Source organism: Pseudomonas sp. GW821-FHT02C04 (assembly GCF_059421845.1).
On sequence record NZ_JBWKVT010000002.1, the window covers coordinates 621,868 to 640,294 of the forward strand.

General features: G+C 62.4%; 14 protein-coding genes. 4 read left to right on the forward strand and 10 right to left on the reverse strand.

The window, feature by feature from the left end; genetic code table 11:
* Window positions 1-102: 102 nt before the first annotated feature.
* From AC07VV_RS11010 to hflK (AC07VV_RS11025), 4 genes are read right to left on the reverse strand one after another with little or no spacing between them, the layout of a single operon-like run.
* The gene (locus AC07VV_RS11010) at window positions 103-2,010 is read right to left on the reverse strand and encodes a heavy metal translocating P-type ATPase (protein WP_495036230.1); all 1,908 of its coding nucleotides are present in this window, start codon (window positions 2,008-2,010) and stop codon (window positions 103-105) included.
* A complete protein-coding gene (gene hflK, locus AC07VV_RS11015; RefSeq protein WP_495036231.1) occupies window positions 2,007-3,065 on the reverse strand; it encodes a protease modulator HflK in 1,059 nt (352 codons plus the stop codon). The genes AC07VV_RS11010 and hflK (AC07VV_RS11015) overlap by 4 nt, the downstream gene beginning before the upstream one ends.
* Window positions 3,062-4,105 carry a protease modulator HflC gene (gene hflC, locus AC07VV_RS11020; protein WP_096817078.1) on the reverse strand — a complete coding sequence of 348 codons (1,044 nt, stop codon included), beginning with the start codon at window positions 4,103-4,105 and terminating at the stop codon, window positions 3,062-3,064. The genes hflK (AC07VV_RS11015) and hflC overlap by 4 nt, the downstream gene beginning before the upstream one ends.
* Window positions 4,102-6,060 carry a protease modulator HflK gene (gene hflK / locus AC07VV_RS11025; RefSeq protein WP_495036232.1) on the reverse strand — a complete coding sequence of 653 codons (1,959 nt, stop codon included), beginning with the start codon at window positions 6,058-6,060 and terminating at the stop codon, window positions 4,102-4,104. The genes hflC and hflK (AC07VV_RS11025) overlap by 4 nt, the downstream gene beginning before the upstream one ends.
* A 193-nt stretch (window positions 6,061-6,253) precedes the next feature.
* Here hflK (AC07VV_RS11025) and lpdA point away from each other — a divergent pair, with 193 nt between their 5' ends.
* Window positions 6,254-7,654, forward strand: a complete 1,401-nt coding sequence (gene lpdA, locus AC07VV_RS11030) for a dihydrolipoyl dehydrogenase (protein ID WP_495036233.1) — start codon at window positions 6,254-6,256, stop codon at window positions 7,652-7,654.
* Window positions 7,655-7,691: 37 nt separating this feature from the next.
* On the opposite strand, the gene AC07VV_RS11035 is transcribed toward lpdA, so the two are convergent.
* Window positions 7,692-8,165, reverse strand: coding sequence for an Lrp/AsnC family transcriptional regulator (locus tag AC07VV_RS11035; protein WP_007954205.1), 474 nt, complete (start codon window positions 8,163-8,165; stop codon window positions 7,692-7,694).
* Window positions 8,166-8,309: 144 nt separating this feature from the next.
* Here AC07VV_RS11035 and AC07VV_RS11040 point away from each other — a divergent pair, with 144 nt between their 5' ends.
* Window positions 8,310-8,939 carry a LysE family translocator gene (locus tag AC07VV_RS11040; RefSeq protein WP_495036234.1) on the forward strand — a complete coding sequence of 210 codons (630 nt, stop codon included), beginning with the start codon at window positions 8,310-8,312 and terminating at the stop codon, window positions 8,937-8,939.
* Here the strand turns inward: AC07VV_RS11040 and AC07VV_RS11045 are convergent.
* The 5 genes from AC07VV_RS11045 to AC07VV_RS11065 all read right to left on the reverse strand — a co-directional run bounded on the left by AC07VV_RS11045 (window position 8,936) and on the right by AC07VV_RS11065 (window position 16,117).
* Window positions 8,936-11,074 (reverse strand): hypothetical protein, encoded by a 2,139-nt coding sequence (locus AC07VV_RS11045; protein ID WP_495036235.1) that lies wholly within the window; start codon window positions 11,072-11,074, stop codon window positions 8,936-8,938. The two genes, AC07VV_RS11040 and AC07VV_RS11045, sit on opposite strands and share 4 nt — an antisense overlap.
* Window positions 11,061-12,257 carry a DUF3142 domain-containing protein gene (locus tag AC07VV_RS11050; protein WP_495036236.1) on the reverse strand — a complete coding sequence of 399 codons (1,197 nt, stop codon included), beginning with the start codon at window positions 12,255-12,257 and terminating at the stop codon, window positions 11,061-11,063. Before AC07VV_RS11050 ends, AC07VV_RS11045 begins: the two co-directional genes overlap by 14 nt.
* 80 nt (window positions 12,258-12,337) lie before the next feature.
* The gene (locus tag AC07VV_RS11055; protein WP_495036237.1) at window positions 12,338-13,153 is read right to left on the reverse strand and encodes a class I SAM-dependent methyltransferase; all 816 of its coding nucleotides are present in this window, start codon (window positions 13,151-13,153) and stop codon (window positions 12,338-12,340) included.
* A gap of 103 nt (window positions 13,154-13,256) precedes the next feature.
* Window positions 13,257-14,561 (reverse strand): glycosyltransferase, encoded by a 1,305-nt coding sequence (locus AC07VV_RS11060; RefSeq protein ID WP_495036238.1) that lies wholly within the window; start codon window positions 14,559-14,561, stop codon window positions 13,257-13,259.
* Window positions 14,555-16,117 carry a glycosyltransferase gene (locus AC07VV_RS11065; protein WP_495036239.1) on the reverse strand — a complete coding sequence of 521 codons (1,563 nt, stop codon included), beginning with the start codon at window positions 16,115-16,117 and terminating at the stop codon, window positions 14,555-14,557. The genes AC07VV_RS11060 and AC07VV_RS11065 overlap by 7 nt, the downstream gene beginning before the upstream one ends.
* A gap of 424 nt (window positions 16,118-16,541) precedes the next feature.
* On the opposite strand from AC07VV_RS11065, the gene AC07VV_RS11070 reads away from it, so the two are divergent.
* Both AC07VV_RS11070 and gmd read left to right on the forward strand, forming a co-directional pair.
* On the forward strand, window positions 16,542-17,456 hold the full coding sequence (locus tag AC07VV_RS11070; RefSeq protein ID WP_495036240.1) for a GDP-mannose 4,6-dehydratase: 915 nt from the start codon (window positions 16,542-16,544) through the stop codon (window positions 17,454-17,456).
* Window positions 17,453-18,424, forward strand: a complete 972-nt coding sequence (gene gmd, locus AC07VV_RS11075) for a GDP-mannose 4,6-dehydratase (RefSeq protein ID WP_007954189.1) — start codon at window positions 17,453-17,455, stop codon at window positions 18,422-18,424. The genes AC07VV_RS11070 and gmd overlap by 4 nt, the downstream gene beginning before the upstream one ends.
* The last annotated feature ends 3 nt before the right edge of the window (window positions 18,425-18,427 follow it).

Genomic DNA, 18,427 nt, shown 5'->3' on the forward strand with positions numbered 1-18,427 from the left:
AGTCGCCACCTATCAGCCAACGTGGCTGCAACGGCACCGATCTCCGTGCTTCAGTGCGCCTTCTCAGAAGACTTCAAGACCGACGCACAGTTCGAAAAATGATCAGTTCTGCTCGTCCAGCTTCAACAGCGGCTCCTGGAATCGCAACAAGCGACCGGCATTGCCCAGCACCAGCAATGTGCTGAGGTTGTGCAGCAGCGCAGCGATCATCGCCCCGGCGGCGCCCAGCCAGCCGAACGCAGCGAATACGACGATGGCCAGCGTCCAGCCCAGACCGATGATCACGTTCACCTGCAGCGTGCGCCGACATTGGCGGCTCAGGCGCACACAAGTGCCGAGACGACGCAAGTCGCTGCCGATCAGTACGATGTCGGCTGATGCCAACGCGATGTCCGCGCCGCCCGCCCCCATCGCAACCCCTACCACACCGGCCTTGAGTGCCAGCGAATCGTTGATGCCGTCGCCGACCACCATCGGCCGGAAACCGTTGTCGATTTCCTTCAGCACGCGATTGAGTTTGTCTTCGGGCAAGGCTTGAGCTTCGACTTCATGCAGGCCGACATCCCGTGCGAGGGTTTGCGCCACGCTCTGACGGTCACCGGTCAGCAACAGTTGCCGACCGAGGCCCAACTCGCGCAGTTCGCTCAAGGCGAAGCGTGCTTCCGGTTTGACGCTGTCAGCCAGTAACAGCCAGGCGAGAAATTCACCGTTCAACGCCAGACCGGCAATAGGTCCGTCGTGATCGGGAACCGATGTGGTCGGGATGCCAAGTTGCGCAAACAGCTCCGGGCGACCGAGTGCCGCTTCACCTTGCTCCGTCTTGGCGACCACACCCAAACCTTGTCGTTCGTGAATGTCGGTCAGTACCAGCACGTTGTCCGCATGAACCAGACCCGCCAGTGCACGACTGACCGGGTGACTGCTGGCAGCGCCAAGACTGGCAGCCAGCGCCATCACCGAATCGTGATCCGCCTGCGCGCTGTTGATCGACTGCAAACGCAACGTGCCGTAGGTGAGTGTGCCGGTCTTGTCGACCACCAGGGACGTGAGGTCAGCCAACTCTTCAAGGAAGGCCGAACTGCGGATCAGAATCCCGTGCCGCGCCGCGACCGCCACACCAGCAATCGCCGTGGCCGGTGCCGACAACACCAGCGCGCAAGGACAGGCTGCGACCAGCACCGCCAACATCGCTTGCGCATCGTTGGTGACAAACCAGGTCACCGCCGCCAGCAGCAACACCAGCACCATGTAACTGCCGGCGTAGCGTTCCAGCAGCCGGGTGATCGGCGGCTTGGAGCGCTCGGCGTTCTGCATCAGGGCGATGACTTTGCCCAAGGTCGATTCATCGCCGGTGCGGGTCACCTCGATACGCAGCAAACCATCGAGGTTGATCGCACCACCGAAAACCGTCATTCCGACGCCCGCCTCCACCGGCACCGACTCACCGGTGATCGACGCCGTATCGAGGCTGGCCTGGCCGGACAACACTCGACCGTCCGCCGGCACCCGATCGCCGGCCCGCACTTCAACAGTGTCACCGGCCTTGAGTGTGCCGTTATCGACTTCGATGACGGTGCCGTCCGCCTGGATTTTCCGTGCATGGCTGCGAGTAAGTTGACCCAACGCGTGAATCGCCTCCTGCGAGCCAATCACGCTGCGCTCCTCCAACACATGGCCGAAGATCATGATGATCGGCAGCAGCGCGGCGGTGAGCAGGTCACCGGTGGCCCAGGCGCCGAGCATCGCCAGTGCGATCAACTGATCGGTGATGCCGTGCAGGCTCGGGTAACGCAGGCTGAACCACGCCGAACGCATCACTGGCACTGCGACCAGCAAAGAAGCAACGCCCAGCAGCAACTGACTGACGCCGGTTTGCTCCGGCATCAACCAGCGCCAGATCAAACCAAGCCCCAGCAAGCCAAGGGCGAGCATCGCCAGGGTCAGTTGGCGCGCAGCGCGGCGTTGCTCGGCCGAGGACAACAGACTCGGTGCGGCAGTAGTGGCGGTCATTTACTGGCTCCCTGAATGATCAGGCGGGAATCGTCTTTCGGATCGACCGTGGTGACCGAACCGGCCTGGCCGAGAATCTTCGGTATCCGTTCGCGGTACAGGCGCAGCAGCATTTGCGGGTCGGTGCCCTGCTGTCGGGCCTGGGCCAGACTCATGACGGTCGCGGTATCGGCGGAGGCTTTTGCCAGGCGCTCACCGGCCTGAGCGTGGGCGACCTGCAAGGTGCGGTCGGCCAGTTCGTTGGCGGTCTGGGTGATTTTTTCAGCGTCAGTGCGGGCATTGGCCACCGCTTTGTCAGCCTGTTGGCTGGCGGTCAGCACGGCGTTGAAAGCACCGACCGCCGGTTCGGGCAGACTCGATTGCACATCGACCCGCGCCACTTCGATACCAATGCCCTGCCCGCTCGCTTTCAATTCGGCCAAGCGACGATTGATGCCCTGAACCAGATCGCCGCGCAGGCGTTCACGTCGTTCGGCGGCTTGATTGTCGGCGCCGATCAGTTCCGGGCGCGCCACCAGAATGGTGTCCAGATCCCGCGCCGCCGTCAGGGCCACCGCACTGCGGGTCACCAGTCGATCCAGTGCCGGCAGCACATGGTCGCCTTGCAGCACGAAGTCATAGGGATCGGTGACCTTGTAGAACACCCGCACATCCAGCTGTACAACACCGGCATCACCGGTGAGCAAATAGCCGGAACCGGCCAATGCATCGCTCAACGGTGTGGCGAATGTCGCAACGCGATCGGCCTGTATTGCAGCAGGACTGCGCAGCAGGTTTTCCACTCGACGCTCGATAACCCGATCCGCCGCCGGCAGCAAAACAACCTGTTCGAATGGCTGCGGCCAGGCCAATAACAACCCGGCATTCTGGATGCGATCCAGTGCACCGAAATGCATGACCACTGCGCGGTTCTGCGGATCAATCTGCCGCACATTGGAAAACGCCCAGGCCAACGCCGCCAGCACCGTCACCGCGTACAGGGCAAAAAACGCCAGACGTCCCGCCTGAATCCACGGACTGTTCAACGAATTTGTTCCACGTGGAACTTCACTCATGGCTGCGTTCCGGTCTTGCTGTCCATATTCGGAGGACCGTCCACCAACACACGGAATGGCGCGGCGTCAGTGCGCAGGATCAATTTGGTGTCCGGCGTGACGATAGTGCCGAGGGTGTCCAGCGAACGCAGCAGGTTGTACAGCTGCGGCGATCCAGCATAAGCGCGGCCATAAATCTGCGCCGCTTCGACCCGTGATTGCGCCTCGATTTCGGCCGCTTTCACGGTGGCGTCGGCCTGGACGATTCGCGCATCACGCTCGGCACCAGAACGAATTTGCGCTGCTTCACGCTTGCCGATTGCAGTACGTTCGGTGGCGATGGTTTCACGCTCGGCGCGCATCCGGTCAACCGTTGCGGTGAGCGTCACCGACGGCAAGGTCAATCGCTCGATGCCCACTTGCACCACGCGCACGCCGTAAGTGGCGAGCAACTGCTGATCGATCTGTTGACGCAACTGCGCTTCGAAATCGGCGATGTGCACCTGGTTGGCATCGGTGTTGACCAGATTAGCCAGGTCGAAACTGCTGGCGGTGGTCTCCAGTGCCGAGCCGACAAAGGTGCGAATCTGCCGCGCCGCTTCGTCCGGCTGATTCTGCACTGCGCGCATGAAACGCTGAACATTGTCCGCGTCGCCCTGCACCTGCCACGCGACGTACGCTTGCACGATGATGCGCAAACCGTCGCGAGTGCCGACATCCTGCAAACCACTCGATGTGGTGCGCAGACGCAGATCCACCGGGATCGCCGCTTCGAACGGCGCCGGCCAGCGCCAGCTCAGACCCGGATCGAGCAACACCCGGGACGGATTGCCGAAGCGGGTGATGACCGTGGCTTCACCGGAACGCACCTGCACCAGACTTGCCGCTGCGATGGCAAACGCCACCAGCAACACAGCCCAGCCCATGCGTCGCCACGGGAAAGGCCCCGCCTCTTCCGGTGCACCATGATGGTGGTGGTGATGCCCGTGATGGTGATGCCCGCCATGAGCATGGTCGTGACCGCTGTGGTCATGGTGATCGTGTGTATGCGACTGGCTCAATGGGTGGCTCCTGGTTGAGCGGTGGAGCGCGCCGGCGTCGGGTCAGCCGGCAGCGTGAACGTACGCAGGTCGATGGTCGGCGCATTGCTGCTACCGCCGAGACGATGGTCGAGCACCAACAGTTTGGCTTTGCCCAGTCCCTGACTGAGCTGGCTGAGGTATTGCTCCAGCACGAAGGCCTGGCCCGCGCTGGCGTAGGCTTTCTGCTCGGCGCTGAATTTCAGATCCGCCGCGCGGGCGGTCGAGCTGGTTTCGTGGGCATTGGCACTGGCCTGATCGCGCGCGAGGCTGGCCTGCAACTGCGCCTGATTGCTCGCTTCGGCAGCCGCGCCACGTTCCCGGGAGATCAACGCCTGAGCGCCAATCTGTGCCGCTTGTACGCTGTGGTACGCGTTGGCAGCACCGGCCGGTGGGTGAATCGCCTCGACCACCGTGGCGAGAATTTCTACGCCGCTGTCGAGCTTCTGAAGATCGTTTTGCACAGCGCGGCCAATTTCATCTGCCAGCCCTACCCTGTCTTGCCCCAGCAAACCGTCGAGGGTGCGTGACGCAAAATCGTGGACCAGAATCCGGCTCGCAGTGCTGCGGATCAGCGTCGGAACATCCGCGCTGTTATACGTCGCGGCCAACGCTGCCTGATCGCTGAGGCCGATGCGATAGACGAAACGCACGTCCATGTTGACGATCTGGAAGCTCTGTTGCTCGCCACGGCTGCTGGCGATGACCTGGGATTTGTCGTTGACGTGGCTGGCATCCCACAAGCGGTTGGCGGTGATCGGGGCCGGACCTTCCGCCGGATCCGGCTGAACCGGCGCCGGGTTCTCGCCGACGCTGGTCGCCAGTTCGTGCACCACGCCGTTCTCCACGTTCAACACCCGGCCCAGCGGCCATGGCAGGCCGGCATGCAATCCGGGGCCGAACACCTGCACCGGTTTGCCGAAGCGCTCGTAGATGCCACGGCTTTGCAGCGGGATTTCATGAATGCCGGTGAGCAACCAGCCGACGGCTGTCACTAGCACCAACACCGGCAAAAACGCGCGGCGCATGTAACTGAAGGCCCAGATCTGCCGCAGATCGATACCGAAACGGTTGTGCAATTCGTGCTGCAAGGCGAGCAACGGTTGCGGCGGCCAGCGCAGCAGATCGGCGACGAAACTGCGGGCCAGCAACACCGGTTCAAGTTGTTCGCGGCGCGGACTGAACAGCGACAGCACGGCACGCAGCAACAACTCCAGCGCGACCAGACCCGGCAAGATGCCGATCAACACCGCCAGTCGCACGGGCCAGATCGAGTTCTCACTGGCAAACAGCAAGCACAATGCACCCAACACCAGACTGATGATGACCACTCGAACCAGCTGCGCCAGCGCCCCCGCCTCAGGCCATTGCGCCGGATTTTCCTGAGCCAGTTGCCGCTCCAGCACCAGCAGACCGAACGCCAGCAGCAGCGCAATCGCCGCGCTGACGGAAGCGGACAAACCCACCGCAGCCGAAGGCAATGCCAGGTTCCACACCTGCTCGATGCCGAGCAACGCCAACAGCGCCAGACCGCCCAGCCACAAGGTTGCCGCGCCGATCTGTCCCAGCACATGCAGGCTGCGTCGGCTCAATCGATCCAGCAGTCGCTCGTACCAGCCGTCCGGCCCCGGCGTTTCTGCCTCGACAGTCACCGGCACCACCGGGTTGATCACCCGCGCCCGCCAATCGGCCACCCACCACGCCGATTGCAGCCCGGCGACCAACACCAGCAGCGCCGCGCTCAGATTGACCAACAGCGCCGGCCACAGCGATTGCGAGGCGAACAGGCCAACAAAAAACGCCAGCACCACCCCGGCCACGGCCAACCCGCCGAGACCGATGGCCAACCGGCGCAATCGGCGACCCTGAGCCGCCGCCTGCTGAAAGCGCGGCAAACCGGTCACTTGCGTGCCATCAACGTCCAGATCGACTTGCATAACCCCCCAAAACCCTTGGCTCACTGCACAACTCGTTACGATATAACGAAATGCGTGAAATATTTGTACTCAATTTCACATTCAAGGATGCCCAACCTGTCGCGTTCCTGAAGCCTTGACCGAAATGTCCGGAAACGCACATATTACGTACGTAATTTTTAGCGATCCGCATTCTTCAGTCAGGAGTAAGCGCATGAGCAACTATGACGTAGTGATTCTGGGCGGTGGGCCCGGCGGTTATAACGCGGCGATCCGCGCCGGCCAGTTGGGCCTCAAGGCCGCGTGCGTGGAAGGCCGAGCCACGCTGGGCGGCACCTGCCTCAACGTCGGTTGCATGCCGTCCAAGGCGCTGTTGCATGCATCCGAACTGTACGACGCGGCGATGGGAGCGGAATTTGCCAACCTCGGCATCGAGGTCAAACCGACGCTCAACCTCGCGCAAATGATGAAGCAGAAGGACGAAAGCGTCGCCGGCCTGACCAAAGGCATCGAGTTCCTGTTCCGTAAGAACAAGGTCGACTGGATCAAGGGCTGGGGCCACATCGACGGCCCCGGAAAAGTCAGCGTGACCAGCGATCAGGGCAGCCGGATCGAACTGACCGCCACCGACATCGTCATCGCTACGGGTTCCGAGCCCACTCCCCTGCCCGGCGTGGCAATCGACAACCAGCGCATCCTCGACTCGACCGGCGCGTTGTCCTTGAGCGAAGTGCCCAAACATCTGGTGGTGATCGGTGCCGGCGTGATCGGCCTCGAACTCGGTTCGGTCTGGCGCCGACTCGGCGCGCAGGTGACCGTGGTGGAATACCTCGATCGTATCTGCCCCGGCGTGGACGGCGAGGCCGGCAAGACACTGCAACGCTCGCTGAGCAAACAAGGCATCAACTTCAAACTGAGTTCGAAAGTCACCAACGCCACGTCCTCGGCCAACGGCGTACAACTGAGCATCGAACCGGCAGCCGGCGGCGCTGCCGAACTGCTGGAAGCCGATTACGTGCTGGTCGCCATCGGTCGCCGTCCTTACACCCAAGGCCTGGGCCTGGAGAACGTCGGCCTGAGCACCGACAAACGCGGCATGCTCGCCAATAAACACCATCGCACCGAAGCACCTGGCGTCTGGGTGATCGGCGATGTCACGTCAGGGCCGATGCTTGCGCACAAGGCCGAAGACGAAGCCATGGCCTGCATTGAGCAGATCGTCGGCAAGGCGGGCGAGGTCAACTACGACCTGATCCCCAACGTGATCTACACCAGACCGGAACTGGCCAGCGTCGGCAAGACCGAAGAGCAGCTCAAGGCTGAAGGCCGGGCCTACAAGGTCGGCAAGTTCCCGTTCACCGCCAACAGCCGGGCGAAGATCAATCACGAAACCGAAGGTTTTGCCAAAGTCCTCGCCGACGCGCACACCGACGAAGTCCTCGGCGTGCATCTGGTCGGCCCGAGCGTCAGTGAAATGATCGGTGAGTACTGCGTGGCCATGGAATTCAGCGCATCGGCCGAAGACATTGCGCTGACCTGCCACCCTCACCCGACCCGTTCCGAGGCGCTGCGCCAGGCGGCAATGAATGTCGAGGGCATGGCGACGCAGATGTAAGCAGTCCGTGGATACTTCCCGCGCGACGCGGGAAGTGTCAGGACGGCAAATGCCCCAGGGGCAACGCTCCCGGGGTCTTCACCGTGTGAATCGCGAAATTGCTGCGAATGTCGCTCACGCCCGGCAGCTTCAATAGGCAACCGGTGAGGAAACGGTCATAGGCGCGCAAGTCCGGCACCACCACTTGCAGCAGAAAGTCCGATTCCCCTGAGACCAGAAACGCTGAAATCACCTCCGGCAACGCCGTCACCGCCCGGTGAAACGCTTCGGCCTGTTCATCGTTGTGCCGTTCCACCTTCACCCCGACGAACACCGTCAGCCCCAGCCCCACCTCGTCACGGTCCAGGTTCGCCTGATAACCGCGAATCACCCCGGCCTCTTCGAGCATCCGCACCCGGCGCAGGCACGGCGACGCGGACAAACCGATCTCGTCCGCCAGTTGCACATTGCTCAGGCGCCCGTCCCGTTGCAGCGCGGCGAGAATCTTGCGATCGAAGGCGTCGAGTTTCATGGTTGGCAGATCCTGATGGTGTAACCGCAAAAAGAAAGCAGGTTATGCCAATCTCAACAGTTATAGAAGCGAACTACGCAAGCACCTGCCCTGCCCCTCAGTCATAGACTGATTGCACCGAATCGACAACGAAAGGGGTGCGACATGGCGAGTCTCTGGCTGTTTTTCCTGGCTTTGGCGGTGGTCTATCTGCTGCCCGGCCCGGACATGATCCTGCTGCTGCAGACCGGTGCCCGTCAGGGTCGCGGCGCAGCGCTCGCCACGGCGGTGGGTCTGGCGGTCGCCCGAGGCTGTCATGTCGCACTCGCGGCGCTGGGGCTGGCGGCGCTGTTCAAGGCTGCGCCGTGGACGTTCGATGCGGTGCGAATGGCCGGGGCGGCGTACTTGCTGTGGATCGGCATTCAATGCCTGCGCACCACGCTGCTGCCGGATCTGAACGCCGGCACCGTAACGGACGGCCATGGGCAGTGGCGCGCAGCGATCCGTCGTGGCCTGCTGACCAATCTGCTCAACCCGAAAGCCTTGCTGTTCTGCTCGGTGCTGCTGCCGCAGTTCATCGTGGCGGATGGCGCACCGGTGCTGACACAATTTGCGGTGCTCGGCGCGATGCTGGTGGCCGCTGGATTGTTGTTCGACAGTGCCTATGCCTTGCTCGGCACGGCGCTGGGCCGTTGGCTGAAAGACAGCCCGACGGCCCAACGGGTGCAGCAGTGGTTGTTCGGCAGCCTGTTGATCGGCTTTGCCGTGCGCCTGACGTTCGTGCAGCAGGCTTAGGCTTTGCGGGCCTTGCGCTGACGGCGGGTGATGATCACCAGCGCAATGACGGTCAACCCGACGATGGCGCCGATCTGCACCGCACGCTTGTAGGGTCGCAATACTCCGCGTACCGCGTCGACAACCTGGGTGACGTAGCGTTTGTCGGCGTTGGCGAAGTCCGGATAAGGGCATTGTTGGCCGAAATAACCGCCCCAGCCCATGTACGGACCTTCTTTCACATATCGCTGATACAGCGCGCTTTGCTCTTGCAGGCTGCTATTGAAACCGGCGGCCGAACACAACACGGCGGCGAACGCCTGGCTGGTGTGCGGCAAGTTATCCGCCGCACGGCTGGCCAGCGCTGTGGCAACAAACCGATAGTGATAGCGCTCATCCGGCTGCGCTTCACTGGCCTTCTGGCGTTGCACTTCAGCCTCGCTCACCAGCGGCCCGACTTTCAGCTCGGTGTTTTCCAGGCTGTAGTTACCGCCGAAGGTCGCGTAATCCGGGGCCATTTCGTAACCCAGGATGTCCATGCCCCACTCGCGGGCCGTCCACGCCGCATTGAACAGCGCACTGGCACGCTTGGTCGGCCACCACGCCGAATCAGCCTTCAGGCGTTGCTCGCCATAGAACCGAGCCTTGTGCTGCAAATCGGCATTGTCGAAATAGCCGACCGCCTCTTCGTAGTGCCCTTCACGCAACAAACGCCGGCCCAGCAAATTGCGCAGGCTCGCGGCCACCGGCAGCGGAACGTAATTGTCGCGATCCTGCTGGCTCAGCGCGGGCGGCGCCGGCACATTTTTATCGACATAATTTTTCAGTTCATCAACCGTCAGCACCCGCTCGGCCACGGTCGCGGCGTCGAACCAGTAAATGCTCTGGCTGCGATACAACTGATCGAAGGCCTGCAGGTACTCGCCACGTTGCAGCGCCAGAATCGCACTTTCACCCTCAACCCGGCATTTGGGCTGAAGGGATTCAAGATTCCAGTCGGCGGTACGCCGCTCGCCCCAGGATTCGCCCTGCGGGAAGGCCTGCGCAGCTTTCGCATAGGCCGCAGCCGCCGCGTCCTTGTCGCCATCGCGCACCGCCAGTTTCGCCCGCAGCCACCACGCCAGGCCGCTGTCACCGGCGTGTTCGAGGAACGCCTTGGCGCTGGCGTAATCGCCCTGTTGATAATTCATGGCCGCCAGACGATCAGCGTTGTCGAGGCTACCGCTCGTACTTTCCTGCAGCGCTTTGATCAGTTTTTTCTCGTTCGGCGGCTCATCGCCGAATGACCAGCCGATCCGGCTGATCAGCGACGCGGTCACCAGTTGCTGCACCGCTTTGCCGCGCAGCAACTTTTCCAGTCGATCCTCGGGTTCTTCGGCCAGATCGTTCATCAACAGCTTCAGCGAGGTGTAGCCGACGTTCGAGCCATGCAGGTTTTGCGTGGCATAGAGTTCGATGGCCTTGTCCCAACTGCCCGCTGTGCGCAGCGCTCGTGCTTCTTCGCCGAGGCTGGCCACGCCCAGCTCCAGCGGATCGCTGAAACCGTCGATACTCAGTTGCCGCGTCTGGCGGAAGGCTTCGATGGCGTTTTCCAACGCGTCGAGCGCATCGCCTGCTTCGCTGCTCATGGCAAAGAAAGCCCGGCCCAGCGAATAAGCGGCCCAGGTGCTGCGTAACGCGCGTTGATCGGCCGGCAGCGCCAGCAACTGACGGAAATACTCGACGGCCAGTTGATGATCACCGGCGCCGAACGCCACGGCGCCCGCCACATACAGACGCAGCTCCGCCGGCAGGCTCGCGCCCTGTACCTCGACCTGACGCGCATCGGTCAGGCTGCGCAGTTGCTTGACCAGCGCCTGCTGCTCCGCGCTCAGGCCCTGCTGCTCGGCCTTCTCACGCAGTTCAGCGGGTTCCTTCGGTTCGCCATAGATGTCGTCGGGATTGTAGGTGACCGCCGTGACGTTCTTCAGCCCGGCAATGGTCTTGCCGAGGCGATTGATCTCGAACTTGAAGTTGCCCTCCGGCAGTTCCGCCAGCGATTGCCCGCGATCATCGAGCAGACGCATCGGGAAATCCGGGCCGCAGGCCAGCGCCGATCCCAGCGGCAGGCTGAGGCTCAGGCAAAGCAGATGGCGGGGCCAGTTACGGGTCAACATGCGAACCTCCTTGATCAATATTTGCGCAACGTGCCCAACCGATCGCACGCTGCCCGCCCGCCGGCAATCGGCCGTCGCGCAGGCGGGTGAAGGTAAGCAGATCCGCGGACTGTTGCAATGCATAACCGGCGAGCGCATCGGCGCCTTCGCAGCCGCTGGCTTTTACCAGCAAGCGCGCAGGCCAGGGGCTATCAAGGTTGCCGGCGTTACCTAGCGTGATGTCGTAGAGGCCATCCTGCGCCTTGAAGCTCAAATCGAGTTTGCTGGACAGCGCATCGCCGCGGGCCACTGCACCCAACGTAGTCAGGCTCCAGGCCCGGCGATCATTGGCCAGCGGCAGGCGGAACCAGATCAGCCCGGTCAGGTGCGCCGGTCGATCCTCGCGCAGTGCTTTGGCGAGTCGGCTCAGTTGCTGCGGATCGGCCAGCAATTCGCGGCGCTCTCCGCCCCGCTCCAGCGTCACTTCGCTTTCCACCACCGGTGCGCCACCGCTGTCCGGCAACAACGCGACACCGTAAGCCGGCAGGGCCAGGTAGAACGGTTTGTCGCTGATCCGCCCCCAACGCTCCGCCCAGTCGCGCGCCAGCTCAGGGTCGAACAGACCGCGTCGCGGATCGCTGACCGCATGTACCTGCAGCACGCTGCTGTCGACCGTCGCCAACAGCGCCGGCAGTTGCGGGCTGTCCAGCCAGGCCGGCAATGCAGTGATGCTCAAGGGGAGTGAAGACGGCAACGCTGCGCGCAGATGAAGGAGGAAGTCGGCGTACGCGGGCAGCCGCGCATTGCCGGCATCGTGATCGATCTCGACCCCGGCCAGCGTGAGTCCCTGGGTTTGCCAGTCATCGATCACCTGAAGGATCTGCGCCGTGACCTGCTCCTGATCCAGTGCCTTGAGCTGGCCATCGAGGCGAATCACCGCGATCAGCGGCCGGCCATCACTCTTCAGCAACGGCGGATCGATCCGCGCCCGGCTCCAGCCTGCTTGTGGGAAAGCCTGCAATGCCAGAACGCGCAGGGTCGAGAAATCCGCACGGCTGTCGTTGATCGCCGCCACATGGCCCGGCGTCCACTGGCGTTGCCAGACGTAGAGTTGTTGATCGAGAGGTGCTGCTTCCTGACGCTCGCAGGCAGACAGCAACAGGGCTGCGGCAAGCAATGCTGACAGCCCGAAAAGAAACCGCATGACGTGCAAATCCCTGGCAACACAAGGCTGCAAGGTTACACAAAACCGACGGGAGCGCGGCCGCTCCCGGAAAAAACGCGCTACGGTTTACGGGCGATGATGACCTGACTTTTCGCCATGACGCTGTCCAGCGCATGCTTGATCTGCGTGCCACGTGGCGAGTTGAGCACGGCCTCCCAGGTCTTGGTCCATTGATTGAGCAACGGATGATCGGGACTGCCCAGGTCCACGTTGGCTTCCCAGAACAGCAGCATCCACAGTGACCGGTAGAAACCGTACTGACTGTGGCTGACGATCTCCAGACCCGCCTCGCTGACCATGGCCTTGAACTGCTCCTCGCTGATGATGCGAATGTGGTTGGGCTTTTCGAAGTACTCCGGTATGGCGATGCCTTTTTGCACATCTTCGGAACTGGGGTGCGGGACGCTCAGCAGATACAGGGCGCCCGGCTGGCCAATCCGCACCAGTTCGGCGAGGAATTGTGCCGGATCGTCGACATGTTCAAGCACCTCGGTGGACACCACGCGGGTCGCGGTGCCATCGGCGATCGGCAGCGGATTGCCATCAGTGACGTGGTACTCGACGCTGCGCGCAGAGGTTTCGCTGAGCCGCTGGCGGGCAGCTTCGATCTTCGCCGCGTCGATGTCGGCGACGATGATCCGCGCGCCGCGCATGCCGCAGAACTGCATGTTGCCGCCGTCGCCGCAACCGACGTCGACCAGCGTGTCCTCGGGGCCCACCGTGAAGCCTTTGTACAGCTCGCCGGTGTCATGGTTGAACCAGCCGCTGAGCATCGCATCGCGCAAGCCGAGCTGGAACGTGTCGACGTCCTCGACTACCGGCGCGGCAGGCTGTGCAGGCGTCGATGCCGTGAGTTTCTTCAAAAGTCTCAGCATGGGTTGGCTCCAGAAAAAGGGTCGGCGGTGGGCGAAAGGGTTTGCAGCGGTTGGCGGGCGATGATCACCTGACGAGGTCGCAAGCTTCGAGTCAGCACGCGGATCATGAGCCGGAGACCTCGACGGCTGTCATCGCACGATGCTCGAACAGCTGCGCCAGAAAGTCCTGCAAGCGCTGCTCGGCCACGGCCTGGCTGCAGAATCCTTGCAGGCTCAGGACGGCTTGAGACGACATTCGTGCATAACGTTGTGGCTGGTTTTTCGCCACGTCGTAACTGTCGCGGTAGGCGACGCAGACCGACGCCCAGTTGGTCACGTAACGCAGCGTGCGAAACGCCTTGCGCGGATCGTGGGGCCACGCGGTGAGTTCATCGGTGGCCTCGACCAGAAACGCATTGTCTTCGCTCAGGTAATCGATCATCGCCGTGGTGCGCGGCGCCACTGCCGGTTTGCCGCAGGACATGAACTCCATCAGCGGCAGGCACTGGCCCTCGCCGTAGGACGTGTTCACCACGTAACGGGTGGCCTGCACCAGTCGCTCGTAGTCCGCGTCCGCGAGGTAGCCGTAGATCAGCACGATGCGGCAGCGGTAGGAGCGATTTTTGTACAGGTGATGAAGGATGTCGCTGAGGGCCTCTTCGGCATCGTGGTGAGTAAGCTTGAGCACCAGCGTTGCGTCCTCGACCTCACGGAATGTCACGCAGAACGCACTGAGCATGTCTTCCCAGTTCTTGCGTCCGTCGCCGGGGTTGAACACCGAGGTGTACACCACGCCATCCAGCAACAACTCCTGCTCGCGGACCGGCGCCTCGAAGTCGATGCCTTTGCCACGGCGCAGATGCTTCGGGCCGAAGGCGTCGAGATTGAGTTGGCGACTGTCGGCCACCAGCCCTTTGATCTTCAAGCGCACCGGCCCCGTCGAGGGCTGGCCTTGCAGTTGGGCGCCCCGGGCGGCAAAGCGATCCCACACGGGAGCCGGCACCGCGACAATCGGGTAGTCGGCGCCCATGGCCTCGCGCACCGCGTTGACCGTGTAACCGGAGTGAGTGATTGCCGCCCCGCAGGCGCGCAACACCGTGCGCCAGTCATTGCGTGGCTCGCCGTCGAAAGGCTCGTTGGGGATAGTGCTGAACTCCCAGGCGAACACCGGCAACGTCGGGCAGGCCAGATGAATCGGCGTGCGATGGGGCGGCGAGAACGACAGGAACACGCACGGCTCGCCGCGGGCTACGCATTCCAGGTACAGCGCATCGACTTCGCGGGCCGGGTCCGTCACTTCCACCACCCGCCCAAGGCGCTCGAGCACCGGCCGGTACTCCTTGAGCACGAAGTAATAGCTGTACTCGGAACGACCGAGGTTCTGCGCGATGGTGTGCTGGTTGGTTTCCGAATGAATGATGATCAGCATGAGGCGTTGTCCGTCACGAGGGCGGCATCGGCAGCCGCTGGCACCAGGCCGAAGAAGTCCGCCAGGCGCTGCTGTACCGGGGCGAAGGCGCAGTAGTCGTGCATGCGCTCGACGGCGGCGACCGACATTCGGCGATAGTCCTGTGGTTGCGCCTTGGCCATCCGGTAACTGTTTTCGTAGGCGCTTTTTAGCGAGCCCCAGTCCGGCCGGTGACGCAGAGTGCGGTAGATGATGCGGGTATCCTGGGGCCAGATCGTCAGCTCTTCGCTGGACTTGACGACAAAGGCCACCGAGTCATCGATGTAGTCTTCCATCGCCGTGTGATCCGGAGCGATCACCGGTTTGCCGCTGGACATGAACTCCATCAGCGGCAGACACAGGCCTTCGCAACGTGACGCGTTGACGTAAAAACTGGCGGCCTGATAGAGCCGCGCATACTGCGGATCGTCCAGGTAGCCGTGCAGCACCAGCACCCGGCAGGCGAACGGCGTCAGTTGCGCGAGCAAGGTCATCAGTTCGCTGTAGTAGGACGCCAGATCGTTCTGGGTGATTTTCAGCACCAGCGTTGCGTCAGACGTTTCGCGAAAGGCCCAGCAGAACGCGGTGATCAAGTGATGCCAGTTCTTGCGGCCATCCTTGGGGTTGAACACGGTGACGTAAATCACGCCATCGACGGTGGTTTCGACCACCCCCGAGGTCTCCGGCAGGTCCAGTGGTGGTGGTTCGTCCACCGCCACTTCATGGGGACCGGCAATGTTCGGCAGACTTCGTTCGAGCCAGGCATGGGCCTTGTCCGAGAACAGATCGCGAAACCCTTCCCAGTAGCCGTGATGCAGATATTTCACGCGGGCCATGGGCTCGGGTTGATCGCTCGGATTCAACGCCCACAGACGCAGGTAATGACGGGCAATGACCAGTCGACGCTTGAGTGTCAGCGGTGGCGGACGGCGCGCCTCGATGTCCGCCAGTTGCTCGGCGGTCAGCGGTTTGGGCAGCAGATCATCGGCGGACAGCGCCAGCGTGCGGCTGTCGAAAATGCAGCCCTTGATCGCCAGCGTCGCCCCGGGATTGATCGGCGCGCTGACATGTTGCTCACGAATGGCCGCGAAGTTTTCCCACAGCGGGGTCGGCAATACCAGGACCGGAAAGTCTTCGCCCATGGCTCGGCGGATTGCCCGGGCAGTGTGGCTCGACAGCGTGATGACCCGTCCCTGTCGGGCCAGCATCTGCGTCCAGTCCTGACGTTGATCGCCGTCCCACGACTCATCGGGGATCGAATCGAATTCCCACGCAATCACGCAGATCGTCGGGCATTCCAGATCGGTCGGCGTATTTTGCGGCGGGGTGAAGGACAGGAAAACACTGCTTTCACCGGAGGCGAGCAGTTGTCGATACAGTGGGTCGACCTCGGTGCGAGTGGACACCACATGCACCCGCCCCAGACTTTCGAGCACCGGGCGATAGGCCTTGAGCACGAAGTAATAGCTGTATTCGGGACGCCCGAGACTCTGGCTGATGGAGCGGTCGTTGACGTCCGAGTAGAGAATGAAATTCATGGCATCCCACGGTGCGACCGCCATCCCGGCAGCCTCACGCTATGACGGCCAGGCATCGGATCGGGTCGGCATGGCCGACATTCGTCCTGTGTCCGAAGCACGTCGTCGTTCTTGTTTTAGTGGTCAGTTTCACCGTATTGCGCAACCACTTTGGCAACGCTCGGGAAACCGCGACGAGGGGCATTCTAAACACATCCGTTCAGGATTCGTGAACCGCCCGGCGAGAAAAACCGGGCTACGCTGACGAGAACTGACCGGTCACGGTTTGGTCGGTTGAAATTGCCGAGCAATTGGCACAGATTGGCAACCAAACAACTACAACAACGACTTCACCCGTCTTGCGACCGGAATTTCTCCCGGTCTGACAGACATCCCCTCAAAGCCTGTGGGAAGCGGTGAAAGTTAAAGACCAAGGGGTCGCTGTTTGAAAAAACGTCTGTTCATCACGGGCCTCAGTGGGTTCGTGGGACAACATATCCAGTCGCGTTTGGGGCGCAATGACTCGGCATGGGAACTGCTGCCTGCCGCTTCGCCCTTTGACCTGACGGACCCGCAAAACCTCATCGACCTCTGGCCGCAAATGCCTGACGCCGTGATTCACCTGGCCGGTCAGACATTCGTCCCCGAAGCGTTCCGCGATCCGGCCCGCACCTTCGACATCAATCTGCTCGGCACCCTGAACCTGTTGCAGGCGCTCAAGGCCAGAGGCTTCAAGGGCCCGTTCCTGTATGTCAGCTCCGGCGACGTGTACGGTCAGGTCGACGAGTCCGCACTGCCGATCACCGAACAGCAACCGCCCTGCCCGCGCAATCCCTACGCAGTGAGCAAACTGTCCGCCGAATTCCTCAGCCTGCAATGGGGCCTGAGCGAGGGCTGGCCAGTGCTGGTGGCGCGTCCGTTCAACCACATCGGCACCGGGCAGAAAGACAGCTTCGTCATCGCCAGCGCCGCGCGGCAGATCAACCGCATCAAGCAGGGGCTGCAAGCGCCGCAACTGGAAGTCGGCGACATCGATGTCACCCGGGACTTCCTCGATGTCGACGACGTGGTTTCGGCCTATTTCGCGTTGCTGGAAAAAGGCACGCCGGGACAGGTGTACAACATTTGCTCAGGCCATGAGCAAAGCATCCGCAGTCTCATCGAACAGATGGGCGACCTGGCCGAGGTCGAGCTGCAACTGGTTCAGGATCCCGCGCGCATGCGTCGCGCGGATCAGCGTCGTGTCTGCGGCAGCCATCAACGGCTCGCCCAGACCACAGGATGGACGCCGCAAATCTCTATACAACAATCCCTGCGGGCGATCCTGTCCGACTGGGAGAAGCGAGTACGACAAGAATGACAAAAAGTGCATTGATCACAGGGATCACCGGCCAGGACGGCGCGTATCTGGCCAGACTGCTGCTCGACAAGGGTTACAAGGTTCACGGCCTGGTGGCGCGGCGCAGCAGCGACTCGCGCTGGCGCCTGCGGGAAATGGGCGTTGAAGCCGACATCGTGTACCTGGACGGCGACATGGCCGATGCCTGCTCGGTGCAGCGCGCGGTGATCAAGTCGGCGCCGGACGAGGTCTATAACCTCGCGGCGCAAAGCTTCGTCGCTGCGTCCTGGGATCAACCGGTGACCACCGGCATCGTCGATGGCCTGGGCGTGACTCACCTGCTTGAAGCGATCCGCCAGTTCAGCCCGCACACGCGTTTCTACCAGGCGTCCACCAGCGAAATGTTCGGTCTGATCCAGGCCGAGCAACAGGACGAGAACACCCCCTTCTACCCGCGCAGCCCTTACGGCGTGGCCAAACTCTATGGCCACTGGATCACCGTCAACTACCGCGAAAGTTTCAACCTGCACGCCAGCAGCGGCATCCTGTTCAACCATGAATCGCCACTGCGCGGCATCGAGTTCGTGACCCGCAAGGTCACCGACGCGGCCGCCCGGATCAAGCAGGGCAAACAGCAGGAGCTGGCCCTGGGCAACATCGACGCCAAGCGCGACTGGGGCTTCGCCGGTGACTACGTCGAGGCCATGTGGCTGATGTTGCAGCAGGATAAGCCTGACGATTTCGTGGTCGCCACCGGTGTCACCACCACCGTGCGCGAAATGTGCCGCATCGCCTTCGATCACGTGGGTCTCAACTACCGCGACTACGTGAAGATCGACCCGGCGTTCTTCCGCCCGGCCGAAGTCGAAGTGCTGCTCGGCAACCCGGCCAAGGCCCAGCGCGTGCTGGGCTGGAAACCGAAAACCGATCTCGACACCCTGATCCGCATGATGATGGATGCGGACATGAAACGCGTCGCCAAGGAGTAGGCC